Source organism: Candidatus Hinthialibacter antarcticus (assembly GCA_030765645.1).
In the GTDB taxonomy this organism is placed as follows: Bacteria; Hinthialibacterota; Hinthialibacteria; order Hinthialibacterales; family Hinthialibacteraceae; genus Hinthialibacter; species Hinthialibacter antarcticus.
Genome location: JAVCCE010000063.1, coordinates 109,975 through 123,148, shown reverse-complemented (window position 1 = coordinate 123,148; position 13,174 = coordinate 109,975). Strand labels below are relative to the sequence as shown.

At 53.5% G+C, this 13,174-nt stretch carries 10 protein-coding genes; 6 read left to right on the top strand and 4 right to left on the bottom strand.

Translation table 11 applies throughout. From position 1 onward, the window contains the following. Positions 1–7 precede the first annotated feature (7 nt). A complete protein-coding gene (locus P9L94_15600; GenBank protein MDP8245509.1) occupies positions 8–1,060 on the bottom strand; it encodes a 5-formyltetrahydrofolate cyclo-ligase in 1,053 nt (350 codons plus the stop codon). Between the two features lie 177 nt (positions 1,061–1,237). Between P9L94_15600 and P9L94_15595 the strand changes: the two genes are divergently transcribed. From P9L94_15595 to P9L94_15575, 5 genes are read left to right on the top strand one after another with little or no spacing between them, the layout of a single operon-like run. Then, positions 1,238–2,707 carry a sodium/solute symporter gene (locus P9L94_15595; GenBank protein ID MDP8245508.1) on the top strand — a complete coding sequence of 490 codons (1,470 nt, stop codon included), beginning with the start codon at positions 1,238–1,240 and terminating at the stop codon, positions 2,705–2,707. A gap of 9 nt (positions 2,708–2,716) precedes the next feature. Then, positions 2,717–4,291, top strand: coding sequence for an ABC transporter substrate-binding protein (locus tag P9L94_15590; GenBank protein ID MDP8245507.1), 1,575 nt, complete (start codon positions 2,717–2,719; stop codon positions 4,289–4,291). Then, the gene (locus tag P9L94_15585) at positions 4,288–5,214 is read left to right on the top strand and encodes an ABC transporter permease (GenBank protein MDP8245506.1); all 927 of its coding nucleotides are present in this window, start codon (positions 4,288–4,290) and stop codon (positions 5,212–5,214) included. Before P9L94_15590 ends, P9L94_15585 begins: the two co-directional genes overlap by 4 nt. After that, a complete protein-coding gene (locus tag P9L94_15580; protein MDP8245505.1) occupies positions 5,211–6,044 on the top strand; it encodes an ABC transporter permease in 834 nt (277 codons plus the stop codon). The genes P9L94_15585 and P9L94_15580 overlap by 4 nt, the downstream gene beginning before the upstream one ends. Before the next feature lie 5 nt (positions 6,045–6,049). After that, positions 6,050–6,802, top strand: a complete 753-nt coding sequence (locus P9L94_15575; GenBank protein MDP8245504.1) for a TylF/MycF family methyltransferase — start codon at positions 6,050–6,052, stop codon at positions 6,800–6,802. On the opposite strand, the gene P9L94_15570 is transcribed toward P9L94_15575, so the two are convergent. After that, on the bottom strand, positions 6,799–7,791 hold the full coding sequence (locus P9L94_15570; GenBank protein ID MDP8245503.1) for a 3'(2'),5'-bisphosphate nucleotidase: 993 nt from the start codon (positions 7,789–7,791) through the stop codon (positions 6,799–6,801). The genes P9L94_15575 and P9L94_15570 overlap by 4 nt on opposite strands. Positions 7,792–7,944: 153 nt before the next feature. Between P9L94_15570 and P9L94_15565 the strand changes: the two genes are divergently transcribed. Beyond that, positions 7,945–9,459, top strand: coding sequence for a sulfatase (locus P9L94_15565; GenBank protein MDP8245502.1), 1,515 nt, complete (start codon positions 7,945–7,947; stop codon positions 9,457–9,459). 81 nt (positions 9,460–9,540) lie between these two features. Here P9L94_15565 and P9L94_15560 read toward each other — a convergent pair whose 3' ends face one another. Together P9L94_15560 and P9L94_15555 are read right to left on the bottom strand one after the other, a co-directional pair. Beyond that, positions 9,541–11,292, bottom strand: a complete 1,752-nt coding sequence (locus P9L94_15560; GenBank protein ID MDP8245501.1) for a glycosyltransferase family 39 protein — start codon at positions 11,290–11,292, stop codon at positions 9,541–9,543. After that, complete coding sequence (locus P9L94_15555) at positions 11,289–13,154, bottom strand: ABC transporter ATP-binding protein (protein ID MDP8245500.1); 1,866 nt, start codon at positions 13,152–13,154, stop codon at positions 11,289–11,291. Before P9L94_15555 ends, P9L94_15560 begins: the two co-directional genes overlap by 4 nt. Between the last annotated feature and the right edge of the window lie 20 nt (positions 13,155–13,174).

Sequence of the window (13,174 nt, the reverse complement as noted above, 5' to 3'; positions counted from 1 at the left end):
TCAGAAATTATTCCCCCTCAGCGCGAGTTTTAAAATGCGTCCAGCGCCGGGTATTTTCAGAAACCACTTCGCTAAAACAATGCACCGCCGACTTGGGCAGTAAGCCGCCGAGTCGCTCCGCCCACTCGACCGCAACCACGCCGTCGCTTTCAAATAGTTGCGCCCAATAGTCGGTCTCATATTCCGGAACCGATTCAAGTCGATACGCGTCAGCATGAATCAAAAGTTTATCGCCGTGATATTCGCGGCAGTAGACGAAAGTCGGGCTGGCAACGGCTTCACGAGTATGCAGCGCCTCGGCAAGACCATTCACGAAACACGTCTTGCCCGCGCCCAGGTTGCCGTGCAACGCAATCACGCCGTCACTTTTTTTCTCTAAAATTGAACGCGCCAGACGCCGGGTTTCATCTTCGTTTTCACAAACGGTTTCAGACAGATGCGGGCGATAAAGCGTATCGTCGGTGGCGACGACGTCCATCACCATGTCATGCGTTTCGGTTTCGACCGCATGGACCACTTGCGACTCAAACGCGAGGCCAACAACAAGCGCGTCTTCCCGTTTTTGGATTAACAGCCGGTCATAATAACCGCCGCCGAAGCCGATGCGCGCACCGAACACATCAAAGCCGACTCCAGGCGCCAGGATTACATCCGCTTCTTGAATCGCAACGCGAGGACATATATTTATGTCCGGCTCGCGAATGCCGAATGCGCCATTCACCGAAAGCGACTCAAGCGAAGTGATTTTATAAAACTCAATCGCATCGCCGCTGGTGACGGGATACAACAAAGCCGCGCCCCGTTGCAACAACGCTTGCGCCAGTCCATCCGTAGACGCTTCTTCCGGCATTGACGCATACATCGCAATGGTGGATGCGTTATTCAATTCCTTCATCGCAAGGATGCGCTCAGCAATACGCTTGCTTTTATAGAGCGAAAGGCGCGAATCCATTGCGCGGCGGCGCTTACGCATCAAATCGCGCAGCGTCTGTTTACCGACCAACTCAGGAAACGCAATCCGCTTTAATTCATTCAAACGGCTCATGGAGTCTTGGTTCATTGAGGCTCTTCGGTTCTTTAATTATTACAGCAACAAATTGTATCCAACCCGGCTTTGAATTGGAATGATAATCGCCAATCTTACAATTTAATCATTTTACATTGTATTGAATCTACAATTCTTTGATGAATCCAGATGATTTCGGGTTGGAACTCAAGCAAGTGCGAAGTATGCTTAGTGGCGCAAATTCCGCACTTGTACACCGAACCTATGACAACCACCGGATATTTGATTCTCTTTATTTATCTCGCCGTATTAATCGCCATTGGCGTATGGTGTTCGCGCCGCCAATCGTCGATTCAGGATTTTTTCGTCGCAGGGCGAAGCATGCCTACCTGGGCGGCGCTGGCGGCGATCGTCGCGACCGAAACCAGCGCGGTGACTTTCATCGGCGCGCCTGCGCAGGCGTTCGTCGAAGGCGGCGACTTCTGGTTTCTGCAAGTGGTGATGGGGTATATCCTTTCGCGTTTTGTATTGTCGTACTTTTTCCTACCGAAGTTCTTTGAACACGAAATCGTCACCATCTATCAATTCTTAGGCCGCCGTTTCGGTAAGGAAGTGCAAAAAACGTCCGGCGTGTTTTTCTTTATCACCCGCGCCATGGCGGCGGGCGTACGGCACTTCGCCGCAGCGGTCGTCATTCAAGCCATGACCGGATGGGACGTAACCACTGCGATCATTATCACTGGAATCATCGCTGTTTTGTACTCCGTCATGGGCGGCCTCGCCGCCGTCATCTGGACGGAAGTGATCCAATTCGCCGTGATGATGTTGGGCGGATTGTTTGTTTGTTTTTATATCCTGAACACCATTCCCGGCGGGCTGCCGACGATAATAGAATACGGCTCAAGCGCCGGGAAATTCACCGTTTTCCATTGGGATTGGAGCGGCAAAGGTTTTCTACTCGGGCTAATCGGCGGCTTCTGTTTGAACCTCGCCTCTCACGGCGCCGATCAAGATCTAGTCCAGCGCCTGCTTTCATGCCGCAACCTGCGCAGCGCACAATGGGCGATGGTGCTCAGCGGCGGCGTGGTATTTGTATTGTTTAGTTTTCTACTTTTCGTCGGCGTCATGCTCAACCGTTTTTACGACGGCGCACTGCCGGAAGGCGTGACCAAAGCCAACGAGATATTGCCCTTCTTCGCCGTGGATGTCATGCCCCCAGCGGCAGGCGCGTTCGTGTTGGCGGCGATACTGTCCGCCGCCATGTCAAGCACCGCCTCCGCGCTGAATTCGCTTTCATCCACCACCATCACCGACTTTGTCATCCCTTCGTTGAAAGAAGAATTGTGCGATTCCAAACTGGTTTTACTTTCACGCGCATTCACCGTCTTATGGATGATCGTCCTGATCGGCATCGCGCTGATTTCGAGCACCTTGCAAGAGAATATTCTCGACCTGGCGCTCAGCATCCCCAGTTACACATTCGGCAGTTTACTGGCGGCGTTTGTCTTGGGCATCTTTACGCCGATGCGAAGCCAACGCGCAGTGACAATTGGTATGATCGTTGGCGTGGTCGCTGTCGTCTCGGTTTCATTCGCAGGCTTCCACTGGACCGTCTGGGTGCCCGCAGGCGCGCTCACCTCAACAATCAGCGCATTACTGCTCGACCGGATACTGGCAGATGACCATTCACAAACAGCATAAGGCGCAACGATGAAAGCAAACTTTCGCAGCCTTATCATAAGTCTTCTTTGTTTAATCACCACAAATTGCGGCGATAACAATGGCGCGTTTTACGTCGCCCTCAAAGACCCCGATACGTTAATTACCTTTGACATTTTTGATCCACCTACGCTCGACCCCCATCGCTCTTGGGGCGTCGCCGATGGACGCTTGATTGGAATGTTGTTCTGCAATCTAGTCCACTTCAATCGCGACGCCGAGATCGTTCCTGACTTGGCGCAATCCTGGACGATATCAGATGACGGGACAACTTACACTTTTCACCTGAACCCAAACGCGAAGTTCTCAACCGGACGCCCCATCACCGCCGACGACGTGATCTATTCGTTTGAACGCGCCTTATCGAAAGAAACCGCCGCGCCCAACCGCTGGGCGCTTGAGCCAATCGAAACCATGCAGGCCATTGATACGCACACGTTGCGACTTACGTTAAGCGGACCTTTCGCGCCGTTCATCGGGCAGCTCGCCATGCCAGTCGGCTCGATACTTCCAAAAGAAGAAATCGAACGCTGCGAGCGTGAAAACATCCCCTTTGGAACGCACCCGGTCGGCGGCGGCCCCTGGCGCATGGTTGAATGGTTGCATGACCGCCATATCGTGTTTGAACACAATCAACATTATTGGCTGCAGCAGCCGAAAATGGCGAAATTTATCTATCGCGTGATTCCCAACCATTTCACAGCGGTCGCAGAATTTGAAACTGGAAATCTCACCATCGTCGAAGAGTTGCCGGATGCGGAAATTCCCCGCTGGACGACCGACAAAAACTGGGAGCCTTACGTGAAACCCGCGCCGCAACTCAACACTGATATGGTGTTGTTCAATTGTTCGAAACCACCGTTCGATGACCCCGCAGTGCGCCGCGCATTGGTCTCGCTGGTTGATACCGAAAAAGTGCTACAATGCGTACGCTTCGGCGCAGGCATCCCTAGCGGCGGGCCGATCCCTTCCAGCCTACCCGGCGGCGCCAAGACGAGAACGCTTTTTGCAATTACGCAGGATGAAGCCAAAAATATTTTACGCGATGCAGGTTTATTTGATCGCGAGTTATTGCTGGTGTTTCCTGAACGCGAAGGCTTTACCCGCGCGACCGGCGAAGTCTTACAAGCGTTATGGAAACGCGCCGGCGTCAACGCCCGCGTTCAACAATTAGAATGGGCGACCTATCGACAGGCGCTGCGCGAAGGCAAATTTGATGCGGCCTATCGCAGTTGGTACGCCGACTATCCCGACGGCGATAATTTTTTGTATCCGCTTTTTCATTCGTCGCAGAGTGGGCAAAGCAACTTCACCTTCTTGAACGATCCCGAAATGGACGCGCTCATCGAAGCCTCCCGCATTGAACTCGACGCAACCAAACGGGTCGCCATGCTCGAACGCGCCAATAACGAATTATACCAGAAAGCGCCCGCGCTATTTCTCTGGCATCGCACCCAATACACCGTGCAACACCCGTATGTTAAAGGATACAAACCGCCGTTAATTTTTAATGGCGTCCGTTATCTTACTGAACACATTGTTTTACCGGAGGGCGAAACGCAATGACGTCATACATTTTTCGCCGCCTGTTGTTGATGCTGCCGGTCTTGTTCGGCGTGATTACGATTGCGTTTTTTTTAAGCCGCCTTGCGCCGGGCGATCCTGCTGACGCCATGGCCGGACAACGCGCCACCGAAGAGCAGAAACAAATGATTGCCGAGAAATACGGCTTCGACCAACCTCTGTATGTTCAATATGGAAAATATTTGGCGAACTTGTTGCGCGGCGACTTGGGTCTGTCGTATGACAGCCATCGTCCGGTGACGGAAATCATCGCGGAGCGTTTCCCTTATACCTTCAAACTTGCAGCAGCGGCGATGATCGTCGCCATAATTTTAGGCGTATCGGCGGGGCTTGTTTCCGCCCTGCTTCCAAACTCGTGGTATGACCGCACCGCGATGGTGCTTTCGATGTTGGGAATTTCGACGCCAGTATTTTGGCTGGGATTGCTGCTGATGTATTTCGTCAGCGTACAACTGCAACTACTTCCGCCGTCCGGCTACGGCGACGGCAGTTGGCGCTATCTGGTATTGCCCGCCATTGCGCTGGGTACGCAGTCGGTCGCGCTGTTGGCGCGCATGACCCGGGCGACCATGCTCGAAGTCTTGCGCGAAGATTACCTGCGCACCGCGTATGCAAAAGGCCTCGCGCCGTGGAAGGTCATCAGCAAACATGCTTTCGCGAACGCGGTGATTCCCGTTATCACCATTATCGGCGTTGACTTCGCCAGTTATCTGTCGGGTTCCGTATTGACCGAAAAAGTTTTTTCCTGGCCAGGATTAGGCCGCCATGTTGTCATTGCCATCTCGCAACGCGACTATCCGGTCATCAATGGGGCGGTATTATTCTTCGCGGTGATCTTTCTGGCGATTAACCTGTTGGTCGATTTGTTATACGCCTATCTCGACCCAAGGATACGCTACGAATGAGAAAAGCATTGCGGCATCCTTATATTATTGTCGGCGGCGGCATCGCGCTTGCGTTGGTGTTGATCGCAATCTTCGCGCCGTTGGTCAGCCCCTATCATCCCAATGAAATTGACCTCGACGCCTACTATCAGCCGCCCTCCTGGCAGCATTGGTTTGGCGCCGATGAAGTGGGCCGCGACATTTTTTCGCGGGTGGTCTACGGCGCGCGCATCTCGCTTGGCGTCGGCGTCACCACGCGGACCTTCAGTTTGTTGATCGGTATGATCGTCGGTTGTTTGTCAGGCTTTTATGGCGGCAAGGTGGATATGATTCTACAACGCTTTGTCGATATTACCCTGGCGTTTCCGTTTTTGCTATTAGTGATTTCCATTGCGGTGATTTTCCCAAGCGGCATTCTGGCGGTATTTGTTTCGTTGAGCCTGGTCATGTGGGCGGGCGCGGCGCGATTGATCCGCTCGCAAGTGATGGTGGTAAAAGAGCGCGAATTCGTTAACGCCGCGCGCGCGTACGGCGCGTCAGATTTCAATATCATTGTGCGCCACATCATCCCCAACAGTTATGCGCCCGCGCTGATCTGGTGGACAATGGGGCTTGCCCAAGCGATCATGGCGGAAGCAGGCTTATCGTTTCTCGGCTTGGGCGCGCAACCGCCGACACCCAGCTGGGGCGGCATGATTAATTTCGCCTCGCAAGCAATTCGCGTAGCGCCGTGGGCGTCGATCTTCCCTGGCGCTGCGTTGGCGCTGACCGTGTTGGCGTTTAATCTTTTGGGGGAAGGCCTGCGCGACGTACTTGACGTGAAAGACGCAGGCGCAAAGAAGACGGCCTAATTAATATGACGACCGCAACTGAACTCTACCTAGACTTACTCAAGCGCTGCCTGTTGGGCGAACTCTACCAAGACGGTTCCATCACCGGCGGCGTTGAGCAGGCGTTTGATCCTTCATTACGACATGAAGGCCGCGACTGGCCGCAGTTTGCGCACACCATGATCGGACGCAAGCGCCTCGACCACCTGCATGAATGTCTTGATATAATCCGAGCGGAAAGCATCCCCGGCGACGTGATCGAGACCGGCGTGTGGCGCGGCGGCGCTTCGATTTTCATGCGGGCGTATATGAAAGCCCACAACCTGCCGCGCACCGTCTGGGCGGCGGATTCATTCGAGGGGCTGCCGAAGCCCGACGCACAGCGCTACCCGCTTGATGAGGGCGATCAGCATTTCGCCGCGCCGGAGTTAGCGGTTTCGTTGGATGAAGTCAAAACCAATTTCAAGCGGTATGGATTACTGGATGACGGCGTACGGTTCTTGCAGGGCTGGTTTCAAGAGACCCTGCCGGATGCGCCGATTGAGCAGCTGGCGCTGTTACGTTTAGACGGCGATATGTATCAATCCACCTGGGAGGCGCTTGAAGCGTTGTATAAAAAACTAGCGCCGGGCGGGTTCGTCATCGTCGACGACTACGGCGCCGTGTCCGCCTGCAAAACCGCCGTTGAAGATTTCCGCGACGCCAATAACATCACCGCCGAAATCCACCCCATCGACTGGACTGGCGCCTGCTGGAGAAAACAGCAGATGCTGAATTAACGATTACTGAATACGTCTTTCACAGCATCGACGATTTTGCTTTGAAATTTCCCATTACTGGCCACGACGCCTTGGTTGGATTCAAGCCCCCGGCCTTGCGAAAAATCGAGTGGCTTGCCGTTGACGTCGCTCACCACGCCGCCCGCCTCTTGAATGACGATCACGCCCGCCGCGTGGTCCCATATTTTTTCGACGTAATTCGCACGGCTGGGCAGGCGCAAATAGATCGACGCTTCGCCGCGCGCCACCGCAGCGTACTTGCACTGGCTGTCCATCCGTACGGGTGGATTCACCACCCCCAGGCGCCCGGCGATTTGCTGCGCATGGCCGTGCGATGTATGGCCGGATTCAACCGACTCAACGAATGACGCAGAGCCAGGATCAGAAATATCAGACACGCGTATCGGCGTTTCATCCGTTTGATTTAAAGTCATCTGCACTGCGCCGCAGCCTTTGACGCCGACAAACATACATCCCTTGTCTCCGTCAGGTTGCTTCGGATCAACGGGTAAATTCGGGCACCCTAAAACGCCCAAGACAACTTCGCCGTCTTCGATCAACGCGAGCGCAACCGCGTATTGTTCCGCGCGCAGAAAGCCTTTTGTGCCGTCGATGGGGTCAATCGTCCAAAAGCGCCCGCTGGCGCCGCCCGCCGCGTTGCCTTTATCGATCACGGCGAGAATCTCCTCTTCGCTGGCGCCGTTGGCTTCGGGCGCCGCACATTCCAACACGCGCTGCCTCAATACAGTGTTCTCATCCTTCCGCAAATCGCCCGCATCTTCTTCACCAACGATTGGAATATCAGGAAACGCCGCCAACAGCCGCAACGACGCGACCGCCTGCGAACCGAAGTCAGCCACGGTGACGGGCGAGCGGTCTTTCTTCGTCAGGGTTTCTCCGGTGACCAGGGTTTGTTGGACGCGCTGGCACAACCGCGACGCCGCGCACACCGCATCCAGCGCGACCTGTCGTTCTTTTTCGTAGTTCATACTTCCTCTTTGTCATCATGATTTGATATGCGTTTTACTAAATTGCACATTCACAAAACGGTCAAGCCAAACAAGCGCTCGAAAAACATAAACAAATATGCTATCAATACCCTTATTGAATCAATTGACTATTGAAACTATCGGAGAGACGCGATGAAACGCCGGACATTTTTAAAAACAAGCGCAGCCGCTCTGTGCGGGCCGATCATTCAAACCAGCCATTCAAAACAGCGCCCCAATATTTTATTTGCGATGTCTGACGATCAGTCGTGGCCTCATGCAGGCGCCTATGGATCGCGTATGGTCAACACGCCTGCGTTTGACTGGGTCGCGCGCGAGGGCTGCTTGTTCAGCAACGCCTTCGCCTCGGCGCCGCAATGCTCACCCAACCGCGCATCAATCCTTACCGGGCGTCCCATCTGGAGCCTGGACGAAGCGGGAACGCATAGCAGTTACTTTCCAAAAAAATGGACGGTGTATCCAGACCTGCTCGAACAGGCGGGCTACTGCATCGGCTATACAGGCAAAGCCTGGGGGCCGGGCAATTGGCAAGACGCCGGGCGTCCGCGCAACCCCGGCGGCGAGCAATTCTCACAACTGCGCATCAACGATGCGCCTCAGGGAATCAACAAACTCGATTACGCCGCCAATTTCGAAGCGTTCCTAAAAGAAAAACCCGACAACGCGCCTTTCTATTTCTGGTATGGATGTTACGAACCGCATCGCGTTTATCAACAGGGCGTCGGGCAAGAATCAGGCAAGCAATTATCAGACGCCAGCGTCCCGCCGTTCTTGCCTGACAACGGCGTCATTCGCGGCGACCTGTTAGATTACGCCCATGAGATCGAATGGTTTGACGCGCATTTAATGCGAATGCTTAATCTACTCAAAGAGCGCGGAGAACTCGACAACACCATCGTCATCGTCACCAGCGACAATGGAATGCCCTTCCCTGGCGCCAAAGCAACTCTGTATGAATACGGCATCCACATGCCGCTGGCGATCCGCTGGCCCGACGGCATGAAAGGCGGAAGAACCATTGATGATTTTGTTCCGTTCATTGACTATGCGCCCACCATACTCGAAGCGGCGGGCGTTAAGATTCCCAACGGCGTGATGGGGCGCAGTTTTCTTGACGTGTTAACTTCAAACCGCTCCGGTCAAGTCGATCCTGACCGCACCCGCATTGTTGCCGGACGCGAACGCCATTCGCACTCGCGCTTCGACAACTGGGCCTACCCCGCCCGCTGTATTCGCACCGACAAATGGCTTTATATTCGAAATTTCAAATCGGATCGCGTGTTGGCGGGCGACCCGCCGGGTTACCATGACATTGACGACAGCCCTAGCAAATCCTATCTGATCGAACACCGCGAAGAAGAACACATCCAACCACTGTTTGAGCATTCGTATGGCAAGAACCCGCCGGAGCAATTGTTTGATATTCGACGCGACCCAGGCTGTTTAAACAACCTCGCCGATCAGCCGCAACTCGCCGCGACCAAAAATCAACTCTGGTCGGAATTGCTGCAACAATTAGAGAAAGGCAACGATCCCCGCGTCAAAGGCAAAGGCGACGCGTATGAGAGTTATCCGCGTTTTGGGGGAATGCGCCCTCAACTAGGCGGCTTCGCGGAACGAGGAAAATACAACCCATCGTATCAATAGTATCAGGCTTCGGGGCGTCTCACTGAGCGCCTATGCGGTAAGCCCGTACCAAAACAAAGAGAGACACACTCGAAGCCTGAATTAGTATTTCTTTTGATAAAGCAATAACGCAGGCGTGATGTAGGCGTCTGGTTTGCGGCGGCGGAAGATTTCGAGCGGCTGCATCCAGGCGCCTGCGCCCACGCCCTGCAAAAACGTCGCGCTGATGATGTAGGTTCCCGGCGGCAAGGTTCCTGCGTCTTTTAATATTCTGTGTGGAACGCCGTACGCCTCAGGCAATGACTTGGGGCCAAAATAAAATAAATACGGTTCGCCTAAGTCATGTTCGTCGATATATTCTTTGAGCAAGATCAAATCCTGCCCCCAGTCTAAATTTGAATCAACCGCGTAATGCCGCCCTTGTTCTGAACCGCCCGTTAACGTATTGAAATACGAAATGTAATGCGGATGCGTCGTCAGTGTTTCGATTACACACCACGCAAGCAGAACAAAAAACGCTGCGCTCCATTGGATTTTTTTAATCTTGAATATATATGACGCCGCCGCGCCGCCGCACAAGATCAGCAAGTATGGCAACAACGGTAGCGCATGACGATAACCAATCGCCGCCGTGTTGAAAAACATTAGAATCAACAAATACACGCTGGGAATAACCAGCATGATTGTTAATGCATTGCGGTCAATCTGGATTTTTTTTCGCACCAACAAAAACGCGCCGAATGCAATAATGAACAACAGCGGTAAAGGCGTTTTTATCAAGAACAATACCGGATAGTAATAGACAAAGCCCGTGTATGAAAACCGCCCCAATAGGTAGCCCAGGTGCCCTTGCCGCAAGATCAGCCGCGTGGCGAAGAAGCCTTCCCAATGGCTGAATGCAGGCGTGTAATTCGACAAGAATATCCAAAATGGGTCATTCGGATTTTCGGGATCAAACTGAATGCGATTTTCCAATCCCAAAATATACGACCCGTACAATAACGGCGTACTGGCTTCGCTCCACAGTTCGCTGTCTTTGGGTAAACGATCTGGAATCGAATCGCCGACTTCAAAACCGTACCCCGCCCATATCGTGAAAAATCCCGCGATGCTAATCACGATCAGCATTCCAATCGACGTCAGCGTCTTTTGCATCACGCGTGAAAATTGCTTGCAATAATCAGGCATTCTAATAATCGAAGGGATCGGCAGCGTGAGAAAGACAACAAACAGCGCGGGAAATAACAACAAGCCGGAATGTTTACTGAGCCACGCTCCAGCAGCCGCCGCGCCGATGCCAATCAGCAATATCCAATTTGGCTTTTGATAAAAGCGCCAACACAGATACCCCGTCAGCGTGTAGAAGAATATCGTCCCCGCATCGGTGGTGATGAGTTTTCCATGCGCCAACAGGTTTGGCTCAATCACCGTCAGCGCTAACACGCATAGCGCCGGGCGACATCCCCAGAGGTCTTTTGCCCAAAGAAATATTAGTAAGCACAGAGCGCAAGAAAGAACCATACTGCCAAGCCGCCCCGCCATCAGCAATTCATGAATATGATCGGGATTGGCCTCAAGCAAACGGTCGCCGGAACCGTTCCAGATGCCCTTGTTCCAACTTTCATTCTCGAAGTCAAGTTTGTATTCACACAACGAAGCGGCGAAGATTGCACAGAAGACGTTTTGAAAAGGCGGGTCTACGCGGGTAATGCGAAAGTCGCCCGTCGATACGGCGTATAAGCCGCCAGCGAGGTGGCTGAGTTCGTCAACGGTGGCAGACTTGCGGCTTGCGCTGTGCCACAACAACGCGACGTGCACGGCGAGCAACAAGACGACAATCAGCCATTGTTTCATTCTGCAGGATTGAGTTCAGACGTAGTTTTTACTTCACTATTTTGAAATTGCAATTCATACAAGCGCTGATAGAGCGCACAGGATTTTAATAATTCGCCGTGCGTCCCTGAATCAACGATGCGCCCCGCGTCCATCACCACGATGCGGTCCGCTTGCAAAATGGTCGAAAGGCGGTGCGCAATCACAAACACCGTACGCCCCTGCATCAATTGGTCAAGCGAGCGTTTCACCCGCTGTTCCGATTCGCTATCCAGCGCAGAGGTCGCTTCATCCAAAATCAAAATTGGGGCGTCACGAAAAAACGCCCGCGCAATTGCGATGCGCTGGCACTGCCCGCCTGAAAACGCGGCGCCGTCTTCGCCGCCGATCACGGTTTGATAGCCGTTGGGCAATTCATTAATAAATTCATGCGCAAACGCGGCCTTCGCCGCAGACTCAACCGCCTCCGGGGTCGCGCCTTCAACACCGCAGGTGATGTTGTCCCACACGGTCGATGAAAACACCGCTTGCTCTTGCGGAACGTACGCGATCATCGAACGCAGCGATAGTAAATCGAACGAACGCAGGTCGGCGCCGTCAAATAGAATGCGCCCTTCCGTCGGGTCATAAAATCGTGGAACGAGATTCACCAACGTGGTCTTGCCTGCGCCGCTCGGCCCGACAAACGCTGTTGTCTCTCCACGTTTCGCAGCGAACGAAACGGCGTCTAAGACCTTTCGTTCGCCGTCATAGGCAAAGCCGACGTTTTCAAATGTGATAGATTTCTCAAACCGCTCTACCCTTGAAGCCGCGTTGTCTTCCGGCAAGGTTGCATTTTCATGCAGCGCCTCAAACACCCGCTCGGCGGCGGCGAGGCCGTGCTGCATTTCCTGAATGGAACGCTCTATGCGGCGAATCGGCTGATAAAGCGAAATTAATACGCCGAGAAAAACAATAAAACTCGTTCTGTCCATGCTTTGTTGAACAAAAATCACATAGCCGCCCAACATAAGAATCACGCAGACCGCTGCGACGCCGATCAGTTCATTCAATGGCGAAGAAAGGCCGAATGCTTTCACCTTGCGCATCATGGCGCTGAAATTTGCGTGGGTTCCCACCTCTAAACGACGACGTTGCGCGCCTTGCATTCCATAGGCTTGTACAACGCGAATCAGTCTAAAGTGGTCTTGCAGAAACGCCCCGATGCTTTCCAACGCGTCTTGGGCGTCACGGCTGGCGCGGCGATTTTTGCGGGCAAAAAAACGGACGGTCAAAACCAGAGCGGGCGCCATCAGCGCATAGGCCAAGGTCAATTGCCATTGCAGCATCAACAAAAACGCCAACAACACAATCACCGTCAGCGGGTCTAACAACAGTTGGCTAAAAGCGTTGAAAATATTAATGCCGATCAGACGGATGTCTGCGGTGTAATACGACAACAGCCCGCCAATCGGGTGACGGGCGAAGTAAGCGGAATGATACCCCGTCATCTTGTCGTAGAGTTCGTGTTGCAGATCGAGGATGACCCGGTTGCCGATCCAATGGGTGGTATACACTTGCGAAAAACGCAGCACGCTGCGCACCACGGTGATGCCGAAAAACACCAGACATATAATAATTAAAGCGCCCAGCGGATTGCCTTCGGCGAAATGCGCGATCAAGTTATAGATCGGCGCCAGCGCTTGCCCCAGCCAGTTGTCCACGTTGTGTTCGATGCCGAACACCGCTTCCGTCATCGGCTTTAACATCGCCAATGACGCCGCGCTGGTGATTGACACCAAGGCGCTGGCGGCCACAGCAAACGCGAAAGGCAAGCGATACCGCAGCACATACGCAATCAATTGGCGTAATGCGCTGCGTGGGTTATCTGGCGTTCCGTTCATCCGGCAGGCAGCCTGTCCGC

Coding starts and splice junctions, on each gene's coding strand:
- P9L94_15600 (MDP8245509.1), bottom strand. CDS start 1,060: ATGAACCAAGACTCCATGAGCCGTTTGAATGAATTAAAGCGGATTGCG.
- P9L94_15590 (MDP8245507.1), top strand. CDS start 2,717: ATGAAAGCAAACTTTCGCAGCCTTATCATAAGTCTTCTTTGTTTAATC.
- P9L94_15585 (MDP8245506.1), top strand. CDS start 4,288: ATGACGTCATACATTTTTCGCCGCCTGTTGTTGATGCTGCCGGTCTTG.
- P9L94_15580 (MDP8245505.1), top strand. CDS start 5,211: ATGAGAAAAGCATTGCGGCATCCTTATATTATTGTCGGCGGCGGCATC.
- P9L94_15575 (MDP8245504.1), top strand. CDS start 6,050: ATGACGACCGCAACTGAACTCTACCTAGACTTACTCAAGCGCTGCCTG.
- P9L94_15570 (MDP8245503.1), bottom strand. CDS start 7,791: ATGAACTACGAAAAAGAACGACAGGTCGCGCTGGATGCGGTGTGCGCG.
- P9L94_15565 (MDP8245502.1), top strand. CDS start 7,945: ATGAAACGCCGGACATTTTTAAAAACAAGCGCAGCCGCTCTGTGCGGG.
- P9L94_15560 (MDP8245501.1), bottom strand. CDS start 11,292: ATGAAACAATGGCTGATTGTCGTCTTGTTGCTCGCCGTGCACGTCGCG.
- P9L94_15555 (MDP8245500.1), bottom strand. CDS start 13,154: ATGAACGGAACGCCAGATAACCCACGCAGCGCATTACGCCAATTGATT.